The organism is Streptomyces sp. NPDC006551 (assembly GCF_040611675.1).
Lineage (GTDB): Bacteria > Actinomycetota > Actinomycetes > Streptomycetales > Streptomycetaceae > Streptomyces.
The window spans coordinates 1-20623 of record NZ_JBEXOT010000073.1 but is presented as its reverse complement, the minus strand read 5'-3'; the positions used below and the strand labels follow the sequence as shown (position 1 = coordinate 20623).

Genomic DNA, 20623 nt, shown 5'->3' with positions numbered 1-20623 from the left:
CTCCGGCGCCCGCCGAGCCGGAGCGGCCTGAGCGGGGGCCGCCGGTGCGGCAGGCGCGGCCTGTGCGGGGCCCGCCTGCGGCGCGGCGGGCGCGCTCGGGGTGGTGGGTGCGGCGGGAGTGGCTCCGGCCGCCCCCGCGGCGGCGGGAGTCTCCGAGGAGCCGGGCTTGTAGTCGGCGAAGAAGTCCCACCAGGCACGATCGACCGAATTCGGGTCCTGGAGGTACTGCTGGTAGATCTCGTCGACGAGCCACTCATTGGCGCCGAAGGCGGTTGCAGGGTTCTGACCCTGCCCGTCTTGGTCGGTGGAGATGCTCGAGTTACTGGGGGACTGAGACGACACGGCGGTAACCGCCCTCTTCCGCTTCACAAGGTGATGGACAGCGGAAATAAAGGCTACGCCTCCCTGGCCGAGAGGTGCAGGCCGGGCACTCCAACGTCGCGCAAGTCACACTTGACGGAGTGTTTCGGGGCATGGTTTGGCGGGAAACAAGCGTGGTTCTGCCCTCTCCCGGGTAGGGAAGGCGGGGGTTGCGACCCCTGGGGGCTCGCATCCCTGACCACGTCCTGCTCACGTCCTGATCACGTACACGCAGAACGTGCACTTCCGGTTCGAACCCTACGTCAATCGCGTGCCGGAAGGCTGCCCGGAAGGGTGACCTGGATCCGGCAGCCGCGTGATGATTCGGCCACTCCGATCTCCCCGCCGTGCAGATCCACCGCCCAGCGGGCGATCGCGAGGCCGAGACCCGTACCGCCGTCGCTGCCCGGACCTGCCTGGGCCGGCACCGATCCGCGGTTGAACCGCTCGAAGACCGTGTGCCGCAGCGCCTCCGGAATGCCCGGCCCCTCGTCCTCGACCTCCAGCGCCAGCGAGTCCGGCCACGGGCCGCGCCGGGCCCGTACGGTCACCCGGCCGTGCGCCGGGGAGTGCTTCACCGCGTTGTCGATGAGGTTCGCCATCACCTGGTGCAGCCGCTCCGCGTCCGCGTGCGCCGTCAGCTCGGGCGGCGACACGTCGAGGTGCAGATGGACGTCCGTACGGTTGTGCAGCCCGGAGCTGGAGGTGAGGCCGCGCTGCGAGGCGGCCAGATTGGCCTCCCGGAGCACCCCCGACAGATACGGCCACACCTCGAAACGGCGAGTCCTCAGCGTGACGACACCGTTGTCGAGACGTGACAGGTCGAGCAGGGTCTCCACCAGACGGCCGAGCCGCTCGGTCTGCTTCAGCGCCGTCCGCATCGTCTCCGGATCGGCCTCGGAGACGCCGTCGACGACGTTCTCCAGGACGGCCCGGAGCGCGGCGATCGGGGTGCGCAGCTCGTGCGAGACATTGGCGACCAGCTCCTTGCGGTGCCGGTCGACGCTCTCCAGGTCGTCCGCCATCCGGTTGATCGTCGAGGCGAGATCGCCCAGCTCGTCGCGGCGGTCAGCACCGCGCACCCGCCGGCTGAAGTCACCCCGCGAGATCGACCCGGCCACCGTGTTCATCTCGTCCAGCGGCGCCGTCAGGGACTGCGCCACGAACTGCGTGATCAGCAGCGTCGCGATCATCGCGAAGATCGTGATGTAGCGGAACTCCGTGGAGGTCCGGATCGCCACCAGGGCGAGACAGGAGGTCAGAAGGACCGCGCCGACGACCAGGGCGCCCAGCTTGGTCTTGATCGAGATCAATATCCGGCGCCTGGTGCGGCCCTCCCGTCCCCGGCTCACGGCGCCGGGGTCTCCAGCGCGTATCCGACGCCGTGGACCGTACGGATCCGCTCCGCCCCGATCTTCCGGCGCAGCGCCTTGATGTGGCTGTCCACGGTCCGGGTGCCCGAGGCGTCCGCCCAGTCCCACACCTCGGCGAGCAGCTGCTCCCGGGAGAGGACCGCCCGCGGGGTGTTCGCCAGGCAGACCAGCAGGTCGAACTCGGTCGGGGTCAGGTGCACGTCCTCGCTGCGGACCCGGACCCGACGCTGCGCGTGGTCGATCTCCAGCTCGCCGAGCCGCAGGATCCCGCTGCGCGGGGTCACCGCCGCCATCGCGGCCCGTTCCACCCGGCGCAGCAGGACGTGCACCCGTGCGGCCAGCTCGCGCATGGAGAACGGCTTGGTCATGTAGTCGTCGGCGCCGACGCCGAGCCCCACCAGCATGTCGGTCTCGTCGTCCCGCGCGGTGAGCATCAGGACCGGGACCGGGCGCTGCGCCTGGACCCGACGGCAGACCTCCAGGCCGTCGAAGCCCGGCAGCATCACATCGAGCACCATCAGGTCCGGCTGCCACGCCTCGGCCGCGTCGACCGCGGCCGGGCCGTCGGTCGCCGTCTGGACGAGGAAACCCTCCGCCCGCAGTCGCGCGGAGATCGCATCCACGATCGTCGTGTCGTCCTCGACGACCAGCACCCGCCGCTGCGCGCCCGGAGTGGCCGCCGCACCGTGGTGAGTGGTGTGTGTCTGCTCCATTGCCCTGCCTCGCGTAGCTGATGTCGCTCAGCAGCGTAGAGGCAGCGGCGGCGTCCCGGCTACGCAGGCCGTATGCCGAGGTGCACCACGTCCGGGACGCCCCGGGCAACGGGGATCTCTTCCGTCCGTACCCCGCTGAATCCGGCATTCCGCAAGGAGGCTTCGAAATCGGCGGAGGGCTGCGCGGACCACACGGCGAGGACTCCTCCGGGATTCAGACGCCCGGCGCAGGCCGCCAACCCCTGGGCGCAGTAAAGGTTTTCGTTGTCGTCGGTGACGGTCCAGTCGGGGCCGTTGTCGATGTCCAGGCAGAGCGCGTCGTAGGTGTCGGGGGAAGTGTGGACGTACTCCACGAGATCCGTGTGCAGGATCACGCTCCTCGGATCGGCGAGCGCCTCGCCGGAGAGGGCGGCCAACGGGCCGGCGCGGTGCCAGTCGATGATGGCCTGCTCCCGCTCGACGACCGCGATCCGCGCCCAGCGGGGGTCCGCCGCGGCGTGTGCGAGGGAGAAGCCGACGCCCAGGCCGCCGATCAGGACGGAGGCGCCGTGGCGCCCGCCGAGGGCGTCCATCGCCGCGTCGACCAGCAGCCGCTCGGAGCGTCCGTCGGAGGTGTCCATCAGGAAGGTGCCGTTGGCGATGATCTCGAAGTGCTCGCCGCGCCGGCGCAGCACGACTTCTCCGTACGGTCCCTCGCGGCGGTCGAGGGTGACGGGGCTCGGCATGTTCACTCGCTCCGATCTCGGGCTCGTCGGGTCGTCCGGCCATCCTCCCGGGGCGGGCGCGCCCGGGACAAACCGTTTGGGCGGCGTGACGGTGGGCGGCCCGGTGGAGAACGGCCTGTTCCACGTGGGCCTGTTCAGTTCCGTACCGGACGGGCGCCGCGTACCGCGCACAGCACGGCCGGCGCCTCGGCGTCCCCCAGGGCGATCGCGCGCAACAGCGCCGAGTCGTCGTCCTCGTCCGCCCTCTGCGGGGCGCGACAGTCTCACGCTCCGTCTCTCGCTCCCCGGACGCCCGGCGGTTCATCCTGGGGCGCGCGGGTCAGGGATTCGTCGGAGGTCCGCCGTCGGGCAGGGCGGCGAAAACCCGTTCCAGCGCCGCCGGCCGGCCGCCGTCCCCGGCGACGATGACGCGGTGGCGGTACGAGACGACGTACTGGAAGCCGTCGGCCACCGGCTCGCCGGTCGGCCGGGCGGGCACCGCCGCGTACGCCGGAGCCTCGAGCGCCGTGCGGAGTTCGGCGACCTCGGCCGGGGTCATGCGGCCGGTGCGCGGGGGCCCGGTGCCGGAGCGGGTGGTGTAGCTGCCGTCGTAACGGACGATCAGCTGGTTGGCGACACCGGCCAGTCCGCCGCTGACGTTCACCTCGACCAGGACTTCCTTCGGGCCGGGACGGTGGTCGTCCCCGGTCGGGGTCGGCGGAATCGACAGGCCGGGCGCGGCGGAAGGAGGGGTCGGTGCGGCCGACCCCGGAGCGCCGGCCGGCGCCGGGTCCTGCGCGCAGCCGGCCACCGTCCACGCCGCGACCAGCGCCACCGCGGCGATCCACGGCCCCGCGTACGCTCTCCGGCTCCGGCCGTCGTTCCCGTTCCCGTTCCCGCTCCCGCCCACCATGTCGCAGAGCATGCCCTCGGCCGACCCGGTTGACCAGAGCCGGTGCATGCCCCGTGCGGCCGTCTCCGGCTCAGTCGCGCACGATCGCCGTCAGCGGGCCCTCGTGCCGCCGGCCCGATCGCTCAGAGCGAACGGGCGCCGGGGAACATTCAGGGGCTCACAAGCATTGAGTCGGCATAGCTCAACTTGACTGCCGAAGGGGAGATCATGACTGCCGACACCGCCGAGTCGACGGAGTACCCGACGCTCACCCTGCCCGTGCTGCCCCTCGACGACGAGGTCGTGCTGCCGGGGATGGTGGTGCCGCTCGACCTGTCCGACAACGACGTACGCGCCGCGGTGGAAGCCGCCCAGGCCGCCGCGCGCTCCGGGACCGGCAAGCCGAAGGTGCTGCTCGTCCCCCGTGTCGACGGGACGTACGCCGGAACAGGCGTCCTCGGCACCGTGGAGCAGGTCGGCCGGCTCTCCGACGGCGACCCCGGCGCGCTCATCCGGGGGCGCGACCGCGTGAAGATCGGCGCGGGGACGACCGGCCCCGGCGCCGCCCTCTGGGTGGAGGGCAGCGTCGTCGAGGAGACCGTGCCCGACCCGCTGCCCGGCGCCGTGACCGAACTGGTCAAGGAGTACAAGGCGCTGGCCACCAGCTGGCTGAAGAAGCGCGGCGCCTGGCAGGTCGTGGACCGCGTCCAGCAGATCGACGGTGTCTCCGCGCTCGCCGACAACTCCGGCTACTCGCCCTTCCTCACCGTCGAGCAGAAGGTCGAGCTCCTGGAGACCGCCGACCCGGTCGCCCGCCTCAAGCTCGCCACCGCGCAGCTGCGCGACCACCTGGCCGAGCAGGACGTCGCCGAGACCATCGCCAAGGACGTCCAGGAGGGCGTGGACAAGCAGCAGCGCGAGTTCCTGCTCCGGCGCCAGCTCGAGGCCGTACGCAAGGAGCTGCGGGAGCTCAACGGCGAGTCGGAGGGCGACGAGTCCGACGACTACCGCGCGCGCGTGGAGGCCGCCGACCTGCCGGAGAAGGTCCGGGAGGCGGCGCTCAAGGAGGTCGAGAAGCTGGAGCGGTCCAGCGACCAGTCCCCGGAGGGCTCCTGGATCCGCACCTGGCTCGACACCGTCCTTGAGCTGCCCTGGAACGAACGGACCGAGGACCGGTACGACATCCAGGGCGCGAAGGGTGTCCTCGACGCCGAGCACGCGGGTCTGGACGATGTGAAGGAGCGGATCACGGAGTACCTGGCGGTGCGCAAGCGGCGCGCCGAGCGGGGCCTCGGCGTGGTCGGCGGCCGGCGCGGAGGCGCCGTGCTCGCGCTCGTCGGCCCGCCCGGTGTCGGCAAGACCTCGCTCGGCGAGTCCGTCGCGCACGCGATGGGGCGGAAGTTCGTCCGCGTCGCGCTCGGCGGCGTACGGGACGAGGCGGAGATCCGCGGCCACCGGCGTACGTACGTGGGCGCCCTGCCCGGCCGGATCGTACGGGCGATCAAGGAGGCCGGGTCCATGAACCCGGTGGTCCTGCTCGACGAGATCGACAAGGTCGGCTCCGACTTCCGCGGCGACCCGGCCGCGGCGCTCCTCGAAGTCCTCGACCCGGCGCAGAACCACACCTTCCGGGACCACTACCTGGAGGTCGAACTCGACCTGTCCGACGTCGTCTTCCTGGCGACGGCGAACGTCCTGGAGGCCATTCCGGAGGCGCTGCTCGACCGGATGGAGCTGGTGCGGCTCGACGGGTACACGGAGGACGAGAAGATCGTCATCGCCCGTGACCACCTGCTGCCGAGGCAGCTGGAGCGGGCGGGCCTGGAGCCGGGCGAGGTCGTCCTTGAGGACGCGTCGCTGCGCAAGCTGGCGGGGGAGTACACCCGGGAGGCGGGCGTCCGCACCCTGGAGCGCTCGATCGCGAGGCTGCTGCGGAAGGTCGCGGCACAGCACGAACTGGGCGACCGGGAGCTGCCGTTCACGATCACCCCGGATGATCTGCGGGCGCTGATCGGGCGCCCGCACCACGTGCCGGAGTCGGCGCAGGACCCGGCGGAGCGGCGCACCGCCGTCCCCGGCGTCGCGACCGGCCTCGCGGTCACGGGCGCGGGCGGTGACGTCCTCTTCGTGGAGGCGTCGCTCGCCGACCCGGAGACGGGCGCGGCGGGACTGACCCTGACCGGACAGCTGGGCGACGTGATGAAGGAGTCCGCGCAGATCGCGCTCTCCTTCCTGCGCTCGCACGGTGCGGAGCTGGAGCTTCCGGTCACCGGTCTGAAGGACCGCGGCGTGCACATCCACTTCCCGGCGGGCGCGGTCCCGAAGGACGGCCCGAGCGCGGGCATCACGATGACGACCGCGCTGGCGTCGCTGCTCTCGGGCCGCCTGGTCCGCACGGACGTGGCGATGACGGGTGAGGTGTCGCTGACGGGTCGGGTCCTGCCGATCGGCGGCGTGAAGCAGAAGCTCCTCGCCGCGCACCGGGCGGGCATCACGACGGTCGTGATCCCCAAGCGCAACGAGGCCGACCTGGACGACGTCCCGGCCGAGATCCTCGACAAGCTGGAGGTCCACCCGGTCACCGACGTCCGCCAGGTCCTCGAGATCGCCCTCTCCCCGGCGGAGGTCGCGGTGGGCGTGGCGGCGTAACGGCCGGACGGCGTACGGCCCCCCGGGTGTGCCGCGCACCCGGGGGGCCGTCGAAGGGGCGGGAGCTCAGCCGTTGGCCAGGGCCTGGACGCGGGAGAGGTCGCCGTTGAAGTGGTTGTGGTCGCCGACCGTCGGGCCGGACGAGGTGTACTGCCACATCGTGTAGTACGGCCAGCCGGCCGGGAGTTCGCCCACCGTGGAGGCGTACCGGGCGATCCACAGCGGGTTGGTCGAACCGAAGCCGCTGTAGTTGCCGGTGCACTGCTTCCACCAGCTGGTCGCCGTGTAGATCACCGGGTCACGGCCCGTCCGGTACTTGTACCGGTTCACGAAGTCGCGGATCCAGGCGACCATCCCGGACTGCGTCTTGCCGTAGCAGGTCGCGCCGTACGGGTTCCACTCCATGTCCAGCGCGCCCGGCAGCGTCTTGCCGTCCCTGGACCAGCCGCCGCCGTTGTTCACGAAGTAGTCGGCCTGTGCCGCGCCCGTCGTCGTGTCGGGCGTCGCGAAGTGGTACGCGCCACGGATCATGCCCACGTTGTACGAGCCGTTGTACTGCTGCGCGAAGTAGGGGTTCTTGTAGTACGTGCCTTCCGTCGCCTTGACGTAGGCCCACTTCACCCCGCTGTTCCACAGCGTCGACCAGGCCACGTTGCCCTGGTGGCTGGAGACGTCCACTCCCTCGGTCTGGGTGGCCTGGATCGAGATGCCGCCGGGCTTTCCGCCCTGGCCGTCGTGTTCGGGCACTCCCATGCCCATCCAGGCGGAGCCGCGGGCCGGGACCTGCCGGGCGCCGGGGTCGTCCGCGGCGGTCGCCGTGCCGGAGAGGGTGACGGGCAGGAGGAGGGCCAGGGCCGCGAGCGCGACGCCGGCGAGGGTCTTTCCGGATCTGTGCACGGGCATTGCGTGCCTCCGAAAGGCTCGGTGGGAGAGCGATGTCGACATGTCCTGGTGTGGACATGTCAGCGAAGACGCCGGGACAGACGCTACGCACGTAGACCGGTGCGGCGGAAGAGGGCCTGGGTGCTGCCGTTGGTCTACTCCTGCGAAATACTGGTGGAGCTGCGGCGATGGACCGCGGTGAAAGAAACTTTCAGCGGTCGGAAAGCGTGCGAGGGGTGCTGACGTGCACGGAAGCGGTACGGGGAGTGAAGGCGACCCCATCACGCCGACAACGCGAAGTGGTGTGGACCAGGAATTCCTGGCCCTGGAGCGGGAACTGGCGGTCTTTCTGCGCCGCGCCCGCGCCCAGTCCGGTGAGATGGCCCGCGAGGTCCACCCGGAACTGGAGCCCGCCGCGTACGGACTCTTCGTACGCCTCGACGACGCGGGGCCGCAGCGCGCCACGGACCTCGCCGGCTACTTCGGCGTCGGCAAGGCGACCATGAGCCGCCAGCTGCGCGCCCTGGAAGACCTCGGCCTCGTCGCCCGCGACCCCGATCCGGCCGACGGGCGCGCCTCGCTCGTGCGACTCACGGAGGAGGGCCAGGGCCGCTTCCGTCGTGTACGGGACGCGCGGCGCGGGCGGTACGTCCGCAAGCTCGCCGACTGGGACCGCGGCGAGGTCGCCGAACTGGCCCGGCTGCTGCACCAGCTGAACACCCGCGCGGAGAGCTGAGGCGCCGGGGCGCGAGCGCCTCAGAGCTCCGCGTAGACCGCCGTCGCGTCGTCGTGCGGCTTCCAGCGGCGGAAGCCGGCCGCCGCCGCGTCCGCCGCCTCCAGAGCCCGCACGCGGTGGAGCAGACCGTGCGCGCCCTCCTTCCGCAGCACCCCGAAGCAGTCCCCCCAGTCGCCCGCCCCGAACAGCTCCACCCAGCGCCCCGCGCCGTCCGTGAGCGCCGCCAGGGCCCGTACCGCCGAGCGGGCCGTCGTGCCGGTCACCGCGTGCTCCGCCACCGCCGGGTCGGCCGCGGCGGTGAAGAAGCCGCCCTCCTGGTTGCGCAGCCGGTCCGTCGCCTCGACCGAGCGCAGGGTCTCCGGCGGTACGCGGTCCAGCCGGTCGTCGCGGACCGCCCGTACCGCCCCGTCCGGTGCCTCCAGGAGCAGGACGGCGTCGGACAGCACCAGGTGCTCCACCCGCTCCTCGTCCCAGCGGGCCATCGCGACCGTCGCCTGGGGAGTACGTACGTGAGAAAGGTCACAGCTGTCGCGGTGAGCCTCCGCGGTGCGCCGGATTGCCGTCGACAAGATCTCGGCCAGCGTCATCTCACGCAGAGAACTGGACAGTTCGGTCAAAGCTCCGCCGAGGCGCGCGGTGAACCAGGGGACGCCGTGCACACATCCGTCGTCCCCGACGGGCGGCGTGACCCCGTCGAGCACCACGACCGTCCCGCCTGTGCCGATAGCGGGCAGAGCTGCGGCTGCCCAGTCCTCGTTGGGCCGTTCGGAGGTGCCGGGGAGGGAGGCCGCTTCAGTGCGCATGCCCCCAGTCTGCCCCTGCCTGCATCACTCCTTCACAGCCCCTCCAAACGGCCGAATATGGCCTGTACCAAGCCCTTCCACGCATGGGCGAAAGGCGGAATGAGGGCCTCCGAGAAGCTGCGGGCGGGCATCTTGCCAAAGCCCACGCGGAAGATCCAACCGGCGCCGCACGGAGGCCCGCACCGGCCTCTCGCGGAAGTTGTTCGCCAACTCATGAGTGTTGTTCACTCGTTCGGGTGGCGGAGCGGCCGATGCGCGTCCCCTTCCCAGAAGCGCTGGAATGGTCGGAAGCCGTACCAGGGGTGGGGGCGCTCTTTCATGTGACCGGTCGTCACCTCTGCTTCATGGGTGGACGAGTCAAGAATGCGAGCACCGGTGCAGAAGAAGCGGCCTCGGAGCAACAACGGCACGCGGAGCCAGAGCCCCGGTGACCCGTTGACCACGGGCGACGCCACAGGCCCCGGCACCGCAGGCGCCCCCGGAGCCCCCGGCAGCGACAGCACCCCCGGCGCCGCAGCCGTCGCCGGTACCGCGGGCACTCCCGCCGCGCCGCCCGCCCGCCGCCCTCGACGGGTCCGCAACCGCCTGGTGGCCGGAGTCGCCCTCGTCGGCGTCACCGTCCTCGCCGCCGGCGCGCCCGTGATCCTCACCGCCTCCGGCGAACTGGCCGACTCCCAGCGCCTGGTCACCCTCGCCGAACTGGACCGTCAGGCCGTCACCCTCGCCCACTCCCTCGCCGACGAGCGCGACGAGGTCGTCGCCTACATCGCGGCGGGCCGGGACGAGCAGACCGGCGACAGCGAGGACAGGCGGCAGATCACCAACGCCCGCTCCACCCGCGTCGACCGCCAGATCGACGAGATCCGGCCCGCCGCCCCCACCGAACTGCGCCGCGACCTCGCCGGCCTGCCCTCCCTCCGCCGCACCGCCCTCACCGGCAAGGGCACGGCCCTGGAGGCCCACAAGGCGTACTCGGACGTCATCCACAAGCTCCATGCCCTCGCCGAGGAGCTCGCCGAGAAGACCCCCGCCCGCGCCGCCGAGGCCACCCGGGCCCCCGCCGCCCTCGGCCGCGCCGTCGAACAGGCCTCGGCCGGCCGCGGACTGCTCCTGGCCGCCCTCGCCGTCCCCGAGCCCGAGTCCACCGGCACGTACTACGACCCCGTCACCGGTACGTACGTCGCCGCCGACGCCGACGGCGCGGAGGAGGCGGCCCGCACGCGGGACGCCCTGACCGCCGCCGCCCAGCAGGCCCGGGTCCGTGAACTCGGCGCCCTCGCCGACTTCGACCAGGCCGCCACCGCCGAGGGCCGCGACTCCCTCGCCGCCACCGTCACCGGCCCGGACGTCAAGAGCGCGGAGCGCTATCTGACGCGGCTGACCGACCAGCCCGAGCTGAGCAAGTCCGAGCGGAAGACCGACCCCGAGAAGCTGGAGGCCGCGCTCTCGGCCCGTATCGAGCAGATGCGGGGCGTCGAGTCCGCCCTGGCCACCCAGCAGGTCGAGCGGTTCGCCCAGCTCCGCGACGACGACGTCACCGCCCTCGAGGTGCGCATCGCCTTCCTCGGCGGCTGCCTCCTCGTGGCCATCGGCATCTCGACCTATGTCGCCCGCAGCCTCACCCACCCCCTGGCGGCGGTACGCATCGGAGCCGCCCGCCTCGCGGCCGCCCCGGAGTCGGAGGAGCCGGTCCGCTTCACCGGCCGCAACGACGAGTTCGCCCAGGTCGTACGGTCCCTCAACACGCTCCATGGCAAGCTGGCCGCCCTCGCCGTCCGCACCGAGCAGCTCGACGGCGAGCGCGCCGACCTGGCCGGCGCCCGCGACGCACTCGCCACCGAACTCGCCGCGCAGCGCGCCGAACTCCAGGGCCACACCGCCCGGCTCACCGCCGAACTCCAACGGCTCCGGAACAGCGTCCACCACACCTTCGTCAACCTCTCCCTGCGCAGCCTGGGCCTGGTGGAGCGCCAGCTCGGTGTCATCGAGAAGCTGGAGGAGCGGGAGCAGGACCCGGAGCGGCTCGCCACCCTCTTCAAGCTCGACCACATGGCCACCGTCATGCGCCGGCACAGCGAGAACCTGCTGGTCCTCGCCGGCCACGAGCACGTCCACGGCCACCCCGGCCCCGTCCCGCTCGTCGACGTGGTGCGCGCGGCCGTCAGCGAGATCGAGCGGTACGAGCGGGTCACCATCCAGTCCCTTCCGCCGCACACGCAGATCGCCGGGTTCGCCGCGGACGACCTGAGCCACCTGGTCGCCGAACTCCTGGAGAACGCGACCGCCTTCTCGCCGCCCGACGCCCAGGTCCAGCTCTCCGGCTGGCTCCTGGAGTCCGGCGAGGTGATGCTCTCCGTCCAGGACGAGGGCATCGGCATGACCGAGTCCCGGCTCGCGGAGCTCAACGCGCGCCTCGCCGAGGCCGACCCGGCCGACGTCGAGGGGGAGGGGCTCGGCATCCGCGTCACCGCCCTGCTCGCCGCCCGGCACGGCGTACGCGTGGAGCTGCGGGAGCAGAAGCAGGGCGGCATCGCGGCCGTCGTCGTGCTGCCGCTGCCGCTGCTTCCGACGACCCCGCCGGCCGCCACCCCGCCGACCGTCCCCGTCGGGGGCGCCGCCCCCGCCCTGAACCTCCCCGGCTCGGTCGCCGAGGCGAACTCCAACACGCTGCCGTCCCGCCCCCGCGACCCGCTCGTCGAGGCCGCGGAACAGGCCATCGCGGCGGCGGAGGAGACCCCGGCCGGGGCGCAGGGCCCGGAGCCCGAGGCGCAGGCGGTGCGCGAGGCGGCGGACGCCGACGTGGCCCCCGACACCGCGCCGGAGGCGGTCGCACCGGAGACCGAGCCCGAGCCGGAGACGGCTCCGGACGGGGACGCCGAGCCCGAGCCGGAGCACGTGCCCGACGCCGCGCCCGCGCCGGACGGCCCCTCCACGGAGGCGTCCGCACCCGAAGCCGCCGCGCGGGAGACCGTCGCCGAGACGACCCTCCACGTCCGTCTCCCCGACCCGCCGTCCGAGCCGGACACGCACGAGCGCGCCGCGGAGGAACCGCCGCACGCGGACGCCCAGGCCGACGCCCACGTGGCGGCCCACGCGGACGATCAGCCGGAGCCGGACGACCGCCCCGAGCCGGACGACCAGCCGGAGGCCCAGCGGGTCACCAACAAGGGCCTGCCCAAGCGCACGCCGCGGATAGTCCGCCCGGCCGACACCCCGACCGCCCCCCGCAAGGGCGGTGTGGACGCCGAGGCGCTGCGCCGCAGGCTCGGAGGGTTCCACCGGGGTGCCGAGGAGGGCCGCCGGGACGTGGAGGCGGAGATCGAGGCCGTAGAGACCACACGTACCGAGGCACGTACCGAGGAGAAGACGGGGGACACAGTCGAGGAGGCACGCAGTTGACTGCGACCGGAACATTCGGACTGAGCACAGAAGCCCGTAACCTGCACTGGCTGCTGGGCAACCTCGTCGAGGAGGTGCCAGGCGTCCGCTCCGTCGCCGTGGTGTCCTCCGACGGGCTGCTCCTGCTGTCCTCCGACCCCGCCCAGTGCGGCGCACCGGAGGAGGACCACCGCGCCACCGGCCCCCGGGGCTCCAGCGCGGATCTGGCGACCATCGTCTCGGGCATCGGCAGCCTCACCATCGGTGCGGCCCGGCTGATGGACGGCGGCGGGGTCAAGCAGACGATGGTGGCCATGGAAGAGGGCAGCGTCTTCGTGATGTCGATCAGCGACGGCTCGCTGCTCGGCGTCCACGCCACGCCCGACTGCGACATGAGCGTCGTCGCCTATCACATGGCGCTCTTCGTCGGCCGCGCCGGACACGTACTCACCCCCGAACTCCGCAGCGAGCTGCGCAAATCGATGGAGAGCACCCAGTGACGTCCGCCTCCCACGCCCACTCCTCCAGGCTGCCGGTCCGCGGGGAAGGCCGCCGCCCCGCGCGCGTCCGCCCGTACTCGCTCACCGGCGGCCGCACCCGCTTCGGGCACGTCCTGCTCGTCGAGACCTTCGTGGCCGCGCTCGAAGCGCCACCGACGCGCAAGGTGATCACGGACGGCGGGCCCGGCGCCCGCGGCCTCATGCCGGAGATGCGGGCGATCGTCGAGATCTGCCGCCGGATGCGTACCGTCGCCGAGATCTCGGCGCTCCTGAAGATGCCGTTGGGTGTCGTCCGAGTGCTGCTCAGCGACTTGGCCGACCAGGGAAAGATCCGTGTGTACGGGACCGGTCACGCCACCGGCCAGCCCGACCGCGCGCTCCTCGAAAGGGTGCTGAGTGGACTCCGTCGCCTCTGACGTCTCCGCCGTCTCCGAGTCTCCGGTCCTCTCCGGAATTCCCCCGCAGCCCGAGCGCGAGTCCGAGGCCGCGGCGGATCCGCGGACCGAGGACGGCGCCCAGGACTGGCAGCTGGACCACACCCGGGCTCCGATCGCGACCAAGGTCGTGGTCGCGGGCGGCTTCGGCGTCGGCAAGACGACCTTCGTCCGCGCGGTCTCGGAGATCACCCCGCTCCAGACCGAGGCGCTGATGACGCAGGCCAGCGAGGAGACCGACGATCTCTCCGCGACGCCCGACAAGCTCACCACGACCGTGGCGATGGACTTCGGCCGGATCACGCTCGACAAGGACCTGGTCCTCTACGTCTTCGGCACGCCGGGACAGCAGCGCTTCTGGTTCATGTGGGACGACCTCGTGCGCGGCGCGATCGGCGCGATCGTGCTCGCCGACACCCGCCGGCTGACGGACTGCTTCCCCGCGCTCGACTACTTCGAGAGCTGCGGGCTGCCGTACATCGTCGCCGTCAACCACTTCGAGGGCACCGAGCGGTTCGAGGCCGAGGACGTCCGGGAGGCCCTGACGGTGCCCCCGCACGTACCGGTCGTGATCATGGACGCACGCAAGCGGTACAGCGTGATCGAGTCCCTGCTCGCGATGGTCGCGCACGCGCTCGAGGCGACTCCCGAATAACGGCCACCCCCGCACCAAGCTGATCATTCGTTAGGAACCCGCCATGCGGAAGATACTCATCGTCGGGGCCGGTCAGTCCGGTCTCCAGCTCGCCCTCGGACTGCAGTCGCAGGGGTACGAAGTCACCCTCATGTCCAACCGCACGGCGGACGAGATCCGGACCGGCCGGGTCATGTCCACCCAGTGCATGTTCCACACCGCCCTGCAGCACGAGCGCGACCTCGGGATCAACTTCTGGGAGCCCCAGGCCCCGCAGATCAAGGGCCTCGGCGTCTCCGTCGCCGCCCCCGACGGCTCCCGCGCCATCGACTGGGTGGGCATGCTCGACGGTTACGCCCAGTCCGTCGACCAGCGCGTGAAGATGGCCGGCTGGATGGAGACCTTCGCCCAGCGCGGCGGCCAGCTCGTCATCCACGGCGCCGCCGTCTCCGACCTGGACTACTTCTCCCGTACGTACGACCTGGTCCTCGTCTCGGCCGGCAAGGGCGAGCTGGTCTCCATGTTCGGCCGCGACGCCGCCCGCTCCCCGTACAGCGAGCCGCAGCGGGCGCTGGCCGTCGCGTACGTCCACGGCCTCGGTCCGCGCCCCGAGCACCCCGACTTCGACGCCGTCCGCTGCAACCTGGTCCCGGGCGTCGGCGAGCTCTTCGTCATGCCCACCCTGACGAACTCCGGCCGCGCCGACATCCTCTTCTGGGAGGGCATTCCCGGCGGCCCGCTCGACGCCTTCCAGGGCGTCAAGGACCCCGCCGAGCACCTGGCGCTCACCCTGGAGCTGATGGAGAAGTTCACGCCCTGGGAGTACGCGCGCGCCACGAAGGTCGAACTGACCGACGCCAACGGCACCCTCGCCGGCCGCTACGCCCCGACCGTCCGCAACCCGATCGGCCGCCTTCCCGGCGGCGGCCTGGCCCTGGGCGTCGCCGACGTGGTCGTCGCCAACGACCCGATCACCGGCCAGGGTTCGAACTCGGCCTCCAAGTGCGCGGCCGCGTACCTCGCCGCCATCGTCGAGAACGGTGACAAGCCCTTCGACGAGGCCTGGATGCAGGCCACCTTCGACCGCTACTGGGACACCGCGCAGCACGTCACCAAGTGGACGAACGCGATGCTCGGCGTCCCCCCGGAGCACGTCCTGAACCTGATCGGCGCCGCCGGTCAGCTCCAGCCCGTCGCCGACCGGTTCGCCAACGGCTTCAACGACCCGGCCGACTTCGAGAACTTCTTCTACGAGCCCGAGAAGACCGCCGCCTACCTCGGCGCCGTCGCTCAGGGCTGATCGAACCCCTCGTCCGCGCCGTCCGTGGCTCCCGCCGGGAGCTCGGGCGGCGTGTACGTGTCCAAGGGGGTCGCGCCGGGGTCCGGACGGACCGCGCCGAGCAGCGGGTTGGCGGCGATCGGGGAGACCTTGACCCGGCCGCCCGGGCGCGGAGCCTGCACGACCAGGCCCTTGCCGAGGTAGATCGCCACATGGGTGGCCTCGGGGAAGTAGACCACGAGGTCGCCGGGGCGCAGCTCGCTCAGCGGCACCTTCGGGAGGGTCCGCCACTGCTCCTGGCTGGTCCGCGGGATCGCCCGGCCCGCGCTCTCCCAGGCCCGTGAGGTGAGCCCCGAGCAGTCGTAGGACTCCGGGCCCTCGGCGCCCCACACGTACGGCTTGCCGATCTGCCGCACCGCGTACCGCAGCGCCTCTCCGCCCGCCCGCGAAGGGGTGCGGGGGCCGTCGAGGACGCCGGAGCCGACGAGGTCGCGCTGGGCGCCGGCGGTCTGGGTCCGCTCCAGTTCGGTCAGCCGGGTCAGCTGAGCGGTGGAGAGGGAGGCGAGCAGCCGCTCGACCTCCTTCAGGCGGGCCTGGACGTCGTCGCGCTGCTTCTTCTGCCGTTCGGCGAGTGTCCGCTGCCGGTCCAGTGCCTTGCGCGAGGCGCTCGCCAGCGCGTCCGCCGTCTTCGCCGCGCTTTCGAGGCCGCTGACGGCGGCCGCCCGGTCACGGGCCGCGCGGACCATCAGATGCCCCTGGTCGAGGGCGCGCCGGGGGTCGGGGGCCAGCAGCAGCTGAAGGTACGGGGAGACCTCCGAGTGCCCCTGGTACTGCTGCCGGGCGAGGCGCCCGGCGGCGTCACGGCCCTGGGCCAACGCCTTGCGCGCGGCGGTGAGCCGGGCGGTGAGCTTCTTGGTGTCGGCGGTCTGGAGCTTGAGGGCCTCTTCGGTGGCGTTGTAGGTCTCGGTGGCCTGTTCCGCCTGCCGGTAGAGGGTCCGGAGCCGGGTGAGGAGCGCGGCGACCGAGTCACCGCCGGGGGGCGGAAGCCCGCCGGCGTCCTCGGCCTCTTCGGAGTCTTCGGCGTCCTCGGGCTCCTCGGCCTCTTCGGAGTCTTCGGCGTCCTCGGTCTCTTCGGTCTTTCCGGGGTCGTCTGTCGCCGGGGCGGACGTGGGGGAGTCCATGGTCTCCGCCGGGGGATCGACCGGGTCGTCGGCCGTGGCCGGTCCCGCCGCCGTAGAAACCCCCGCCAGTGCCGTCGTCGCCGCGAGCATCCCCGTGCAGACCGTGCGCAGCAGCCGTCCTGACACGTCATCACCTCCACCGGGATGATGACGTACCAAATCATGTGATTAACGCATCAAGGGGCGTTCCAGCCCCCGTGGCTCACTCGTTCGGCGGCGCCGACGGCTTGGACCAGGGCCACTTCAGCTCACGGCGCTCGCGGCCCCCGGGGACGTACTCGTAGATCCAGCCGCGCTGGATGCCGAGCCGCTTGGTGTGTCCGGCGGGCTCACGGCGGTAGGCGTGGACGGTCGGCGGCCCGCCGTCGGCGTCCGGGACCGGCACCTCGTACCACTTCGGCGGATGTCCGGTGGGTCCGACGAGGACGGACAGGACCTCGCCGTCCAGCGGGCCGCCACGGAAGGGGGTGTTCTCGCTTCTCACACCACCAGTCTCCCCCGCCGACCCGTCGGCGCCCGCACCCCGCCGCCTCCGTTCCCGTCCGCGCCCCGCCGGCTCCTCGGACGAGAGGTCAGACGAGGTGCGCCGCCTGGCCCACCACCGGGAGGACACGGCGGGCCAGTGAGCCGACCGGACCGCCGGCCCGTTCCTGGGCGAGGAGTCGGCCGACGACCGTCGCCGTCTCCTCGTCGCTCGCCGCCGTCGCCGCCAGCAGGGCGACCAGATGGTCGACCAGCCAGTCCCGCAGCGACTCGGCCGGGGGCTGCTTCTCCTCGTCGAGCCAGATCAGTGAAGCCGCCTCCACGGCCGCGATCCACGTCCGGACCATCATCCGCAGCCGGGCTCCCGGCCGGCCGACGCCCAGGTGGACGAGGATCTGCTCGGCCGCGGCGCGCCGCACCTCGTCGACGATCGCCGTGGTCCGGGAGGTCTCGGCGACGCTGCCGCCCCGCAGGAGGGCGCTGAACCCGGCGTCGTGCTCGTCGACGAAGGCGAGATACCGGTCGAGGACCCGGCCGAGCCGCTCGGTCGGGGGGCCGACGGGCGGTTCGGCGAAGCACAGCTCCAGCTCATCGGCCGCGGAACGCAGCGCCGCCTCGTACAGCTGCTGCTTCCCGCCCGGGAAGTAGCGGTAGACGAGCGGCCGCGAGACCCCGGCCGCCTCGGCGACGTCGTCGAGCGAGACCTCGTCCGGCGCCCGGTGCGCGAACAGCGTCAGAGCCGCGCCGAGGAGCTGGATCCTGCGCTCTTCGACGCTGAGCCGGCGGTACGCGGGTGACGCAGGCGACGTGGGTGACCCGTGCGGCGCAGGTGATGCAGGCGACCTGTGCGGCGCTGGCGACCCGTGCGACGTGGGCGACCCGTGCGACGCGGGTGACGCTGGCGACCCGTGCGACGTGGGTGGCCCGTGCGACGCGGGTGTGGCCGGCGTGGCAGGACTGGTCATGCCACGCAGCGTAACTCCGCAGGGCGACACTCAGGCCAACAGTCCGGAGGACTTCCACAGCCGGCGCCCGGCGCCGCGCAGCACGCCGATGTCGTCGAGGAAGTCGGTCAGCCGCTTGGCGCCCGACTGCATGACCTCACGACGGTGGCCGCTCGCCTTCACCTGGGCGACGGCCTCCCGGCGGTCCAGGCCGACGTTCTCGTACACCCCCGGGTTGATGAAGCAGGTGGAGAAGACGCGGGCCGCCTCGCCGCAGCTGATCCGGGTGAACTCCTGCTCCCAGCGGGGCGCGGTCACCATCTGGCGCCGCAGCTCCTCGCGGGCGTACCGCACGTGCCGGGCCTCCTCGACCACGTGGATGCGGGTGACGCCGCGCACCAGCGTCTGGACGCGCTCGTCCGGGAAGGTCAGGCGCTGCATCCAGTCGAGGATCTCCTCGCCGAGGAGTGTCGCGGCGAAGGAGCCGGGGGTGGTGGAGACGGTCTTCAGCACGCGCGCCAGGTTGTGGTAGATCCGCGGCACGGGGTAGGTGGGCGCGCCACCCTTCTGGATCATCCTGGCGAACATCATCGAGTGCCGGCATTCGTCGGCTATCTCGGTGAGCGCGTAGCGCACATGGCTGCTGGTGACCGACTTGTCGTAGATGTGCCGGACGAGCAGCTGCATCAGAATGATCTCGAACCAGATGCCGAGCGAGGCGAGCGACGCGGCTTCGTGGCGGGCGAGGTCCATCCGCTGGTCCTCGGACATCCTCTTCCACAGCGGGGTGTCGTAGAGGGACACCAGCTCCGGCGGCCAGAACCACTTGCCCTCCTCGACCGGGGCGTCCCAGTCGAGTTCGGTCTCGGGGTCGAAGGAGTGCTTGAGGGAGGACTCCAGCAGCCGCTCGGCGACCTGTTCCCGGTCGCGGAGGGGGCCGAGGGCGTCCCGGAGGAGGGTGAAGTCGTGCTCGATCGAAGCGGTCATGACGGTGGGGCACCTCGCTGTGCTCGCAGTCTGGTTACCGGAGGTCACTCCTTATGAGACTGCGCGTCAGTAAGCCCGTCAATCCCCCGCGCGCGACTTATTGACCCCGTGTCTACCAAGGTGTGAGCTAGTGAGCGGCCCGCTCAACGGTGCGAGTGAAGAGTGAAGGAGGCGTCGGTGTCGACGTACGACCTCTACGCGAAGGCCCCCGGAGACCCGATCTGGCCGGTACCGGCGGCGGGTTCGGCCCGCTTCACCTGGGAGTACGAGGACGGCCGCGACCGCCTCCTCGCCCTCTACCAGAAGGGCAAGGACAAGCAGTGGGACGGCGCCAAGCGCATCGACTGGGAGCTGGAGGTCGACCCGTACGACCCGCTCGGCGTCCCGGACGAGGTGATGACGCTCTACGGCAGCCGGTACTGGGACCTGATGACCCAGAAGGACAAGGGGGAGATGCGCAGGCACTACGCCTCCTGGCAGTTCAGCCAGTTCCTCCACGGCGAGCAGGGCGCGATGGTCTGCGCCGCCCGGATCGTCGAGTCCGTTCCCGACCTGGACGCCAAGTTCTACTCGGCGACCCAGACCATGGACGAGGCGCGACACGCGGAGATCTACGCCCGCTTCCTGCACGAGAAGATCGGGATGCTCTACCCGATCAACGACAACCTCCAGAGCCTGCTCGGCGACACCCTGCGCGACTCCCGCTGGGACATGCCGTACCTCGGCATGCAGGTCCTGATCGAGGGTCTCGCGCTGGCTGCCTTCGGCATGATCCGCGACACGACGGACAAGCCGCTGCCGAAACAGATCCTGGCGTACGTGATGCAGGACGAGGCCCGGCACGTGGCCTTCGGCCGGATGGCGCTGCGCGACTACTACCGGCAGCTGTCGGACGCTGAGCTCCGCGAACGCGAGGAGTTCGTGATCGAGGGCTGCTATCTGATGCGGGACCGGCTGCGCGGCGTCGAGGTCCTGGAGAACTTCGGCATCCCGAGGAAGGAGGCGGCGGAGCTCTCCGAACGGAGCGAGTCCCTGCGCCTGTTCCGCAAGCTGCTCTTCAGCCGGATCGTGCCGTGCGTGAAGGACATCGGGCTGTGGGGCGAACGCCTCCAGAAGGCCTACCTGGACATGGGCGTCCTCGAGCTCGGGGACTCCAGCCTGGACCAGCTGATGGCCCAGGACGAGGACATCGCCGAGCGCCTCGACGCCGAGCGGTTCGCGGCGGAGGAGGGGGAGCGGGTGGCGGAGGTGGCGGAGGCCATCGCGGAGGGCGAAGCAGCCTCGTAGAGCCGCCTGGAAAGGCTGACAAGGGGCGAGCCCCGGCCGCCTGCTGTGAGGCAGGTGGCCGGGGCTCGGTGTGTTCAGCGGGCGGCTGGGATCAGCCGAACGCCTTGACGGTCTTCCAGTCGACGGCCAGGACCGTCTTGACGGGGGCGTTGGTGTTGGTGGTGGACGGGTTGTACAGCTTGATGTTGCCGGTGGCGCCATCACGGGCCCAGATGTCGGGCACGCCGTCCTTGTTGACGTCGGGGATACCGATCGCGGCCGTGATGTTGGTGCCGGTCCAGTTGGTGCCGAACTGGACGTCGCCGTTGGCCGAGTTGGCGGCCAGCTTGATCGACTCCAGGTCGACGCTGCCGGCGACCGCGCCGGGCTTGCCGTGGCGGACGTACATGTTGCCGTTGTCCACG

The 20623-nt window shown here is 71.8% G+C and carries 19 protein-coding genes and 1 pseudogene; 8 read left to right on the top strand and 12 right to left on the bottom strand.

The window, feature by feature from the left end; translation table 11 throughout:
* From ABZY12_RS33420 to ABZY12_RS33400, 5 genes are all read right to left on the bottom strand, one after another.
* Positions 1-342 (bottom strand): hypothetical protein (locus tag ABZY12_RS33420; RefSeq protein WP_356897065.1); only part of this gene is annotated, 342 nt, incomplete at its 3' end.
* Positions 343-623: 281 nt separating this feature from the next.
* A complete protein-coding gene (locus ABZY12_RS33415; protein ID WP_356897063.1) occupies positions 624-1712 on the bottom strand; it encodes a HAMP domain-containing sensor histidine kinase in 1089 nt (362 codons plus the stop codon).
* Positions 1709-2446: a response regulator transcription factor gene (locus ABZY12_RS33410; protein WP_356897061.1), complete on the bottom strand. Its 738-nt coding sequence runs from the start codon at positions 2444-2446 to the stop codon at positions 1709-1711. The genes ABZY12_RS33415 and ABZY12_RS33410 overlap by 4 nt, the downstream gene beginning before the upstream one ends.
* A gap of 59 nt (positions 2447-2505) precedes the next feature.
* Positions 2506-3171: a spermidine synthase gene (locus tag ABZY12_RS33405; RefSeq protein ID WP_356897059.1), complete on the bottom strand. Its 666-nt coding sequence runs from the start codon at positions 3169-3171 to the stop codon at positions 2506-2508.
* Between the two features lie 319 nt (positions 3172-3490).
* A complete protein-coding gene (locus ABZY12_RS33400; protein ID WP_356897057.1) occupies positions 3491-4063 on the bottom strand; it encodes a hypothetical protein in 573 nt (190 codons plus the stop codon).
* A 207-nt stretch (positions 4064-4270) separates the two neighbouring features.
* On the opposite strand from ABZY12_RS33400, the gene lon reads away from it, so the two are divergent.
* Entirely contained in the window at positions 4271-6691 is a 2421-nt protein-coding gene (gene lon, locus ABZY12_RS33395) for an endopeptidase La (RefSeq protein ID WP_356897055.1), read from the top strand.
* 66 nt (positions 6692-6757) lie between these two features.
* On the opposite strand, the gene ABZY12_RS33390 is transcribed toward lon, so the two are convergent.
* The gene (locus ABZY12_RS33390; RefSeq protein ID WP_356897053.1) at positions 6758-7594 is read right to left on the bottom strand and encodes a lysozyme; all 837 of its coding nucleotides are present in this window, start codon (positions 7592-7594) and stop codon (positions 6758-6760) included.
* Between the two features lie 259 nt (positions 7595-7853).
* Here ABZY12_RS33390 and ABZY12_RS33385 point away from each other — a divergent pair, with 259 nt between their 5' ends.
* Positions 7854-8309 carry a MarR family transcriptional regulator gene (locus ABZY12_RS33385; RefSeq protein ID WP_356897067.1) on the top strand — a complete coding sequence of 152 codons (456 nt, stop codon included), beginning with the start codon at positions 7854-7856 and terminating at the stop codon, positions 8307-8309.
* 20 nt (positions 8310-8329) lie between these two features.
* Here the strand turns inward: ABZY12_RS33385 and ABZY12_RS33380 are convergent, their stop codons facing one another.
* The gene (locus tag ABZY12_RS33380; protein WP_356897051.1) at positions 8330-9112 is read right to left on the bottom strand and encodes a hypothetical protein; all 783 of its coding nucleotides are present in this window, start codon (positions 9110-9112) and stop codon (positions 8330-8332) included.
* Between the two features lie 363 nt (positions 9113-9475).
* On the opposite strand from ABZY12_RS33380, the gene ABZY12_RS33375 reads away from it, so the two are divergent.
* From ABZY12_RS33375 to ABZY12_RS33355, 5 genes are read left to right on the top strand one after another with little or no spacing between them, the layout of a single operon-like run.
* A complete protein-coding gene (locus ABZY12_RS33375) occupies positions 9476-12511 on the top strand; it encodes a nitrate- and nitrite sensing domain-containing protein (protein ID WP_356897049.1) in 3036 nt (1011 codons plus the stop codon).
* A complete protein-coding gene (locus ABZY12_RS33370; protein WP_356897047.1) occupies positions 12508-12990 on the top strand; it encodes a roadblock/LC7 domain-containing protein in 483 nt (160 codons plus the stop codon). Before ABZY12_RS33375 ends, ABZY12_RS33370 begins: the two co-directional genes overlap by 4 nt.
* Positions 12987-13406: a DUF742 domain-containing protein gene (locus ABZY12_RS33365; RefSeq protein ID WP_356897045.1), complete on the top strand. Its 420-nt coding sequence runs from the start codon at positions 12987-12989 to the stop codon at positions 13404-13406. The genes ABZY12_RS33370 and ABZY12_RS33365 overlap by 4 nt, the downstream gene beginning before the upstream one ends.
* On the top strand, positions 13387-14079 hold the full coding sequence (locus ABZY12_RS33360) for an ATP/GTP-binding protein (RefSeq protein ID WP_356897043.1): 693 nt from the start codon (positions 13387-13389) through the stop codon (positions 14077-14079). The genes ABZY12_RS33365 and ABZY12_RS33360 overlap by 20 nt, the downstream gene beginning before the upstream one ends.
* Positions 14080-14122: 43 nt before the next feature.
* Complete coding sequence (locus ABZY12_RS33355; RefSeq protein WP_356897041.1) at positions 14123-15358, top strand: styrene monooxygenase/indole monooxygenase family protein; 1236 nt, start codon at positions 14123-14125, stop codon at positions 15356-15358.
* Here the strand turns inward: ABZY12_RS33355 and ABZY12_RS33350 are convergent.
* The 4 genes from ABZY12_RS33350 to ABZY12_RS33335 form a co-directional block, all read right to left on the bottom strand.
* Entirely contained in the window at positions 15349-16644 is a 1296-nt protein-coding gene (locus ABZY12_RS33350; protein ID WP_356897039.1) for an NlpC/P60 family protein, read from the bottom strand. The two genes, ABZY12_RS33355 and ABZY12_RS33350, sit on opposite strands and share 10 nt — an antisense overlap.
* A gap of 76 nt (positions 16645-16720) precedes the next feature.
* Positions 16721-17002: a hypothetical protein gene (locus ABZY12_RS33345; RefSeq protein ID WP_356897037.1), complete on the bottom strand. Its 282-nt coding sequence runs from the start codon at positions 17000-17002 to the stop codon at positions 16721-16723.
* 88 nt (positions 17003-17090) lie between these two features.
* Entirely contained in the window at positions 17091-17966 is an 876-nt protein-coding gene (locus tag ABZY12_RS33340; RefSeq protein ID WP_356897035.1) for a TetR family transcriptional regulator, read from the bottom strand.
* Positions 17967-17996: 30 nt separating this feature from the next.
* Positions 17997-18932, bottom strand: a complete 936-nt coding sequence (locus ABZY12_RS33335; protein ID WP_356897033.1) for a diiron oxygenase — start codon at positions 18930-18932, stop codon at positions 17997-17999.
* Positions 18933-19109: 177 nt separating this feature from the next.
* On the opposite strand from ABZY12_RS33335, the gene ABZY12_RS33330 reads away from it, so the two are divergent.
* Positions 19110-20219, top strand: a complete 1110-nt coding sequence (locus ABZY12_RS33330) for a ferritin-like domain-containing protein (protein ID WP_356897031.1) — start codon at positions 19110-19112, stop codon at positions 20217-20219.
* A gap of 91 nt (positions 20220-20310) precedes the next feature.
* Here ABZY12_RS33330 and ABZY12_RS33325 read toward each other — a convergent pair.
* Positions 20311-20623 (bottom strand): annotated as a pseudogene (locus tag ABZY12_RS33325) (hypothetical protein); the annotation flags it as partial.

Excerpts from the sequence above, each read along its gene's own strand:
- ABZY12_RS33375 (WP_356897049.1), top strand. The coding sequence starts at position 9,476 with ATGCGAGCACCGGTGCAGAAGAAGCGGCCTCGGAGCAACAACGGCACG.
- ABZY12_RS33380 (WP_356897051.1), bottom strand. The coding sequence starts at position 9,112 with ATGCGCACTGAAGCGGCCTCCCTCCCCGGCACCTCCGAACGGCCCAAC.
- lon (WP_356897055.1), top strand. The coding sequence starts at position 4,271 with ATGACTGCCGACACCGCCGAGTCGACGGAGTACCCGACGCTCACCCTG.
- ABZY12_RS33340 (WP_356897035.1), bottom strand. The coding sequence starts at position 17,966 with ATGACCAGTCCTGCCACGCCGGCCACACCCGCGTCGCACGGGCCACCC.
- ABZY12_RS33410 (WP_356897061.1), bottom strand. The coding sequence starts at position 2,446 with ATGGAGCAGACACACACCACTCACCACGGTGCGGCGGCCACTCCGGGC.
- ABZY12_RS33335 (WP_356897033.1), bottom strand. The coding sequence starts at position 18,932 with ATGACCGCTTCGATCGAGCACGACTTCACCCTCCTCCGGGACGCCCTC.
- ABZY12_RS33405 (WP_356897059.1), bottom strand. The coding sequence starts at position 3,171 with ATGCCGAGCCCCGTCACCCTCGACCGCCGCGAGGGACCGTACGGAGAA.
- ABZY12_RS33390 (WP_356897053.1), bottom strand. The coding sequence starts at position 7,594 with ATGCCCGTGCACAGATCCGGAAAGACCCTCGCCGGCGTCGCGCTCGCG.
- ABZY12_RS33400 (WP_356897057.1), bottom strand. The coding sequence starts at position 4,063 with ATGGTGGGCGGGAGCGGGAACGGGAACGGGAACGACGGCCGGAGCCGG.
- ABZY12_RS33355 (WP_356897041.1), top strand. The coding sequence starts at position 14,123 with ATGCGGAAGATACTCATCGTCGGGGCCGGTCAGTCCGGTCTCCAGCTC.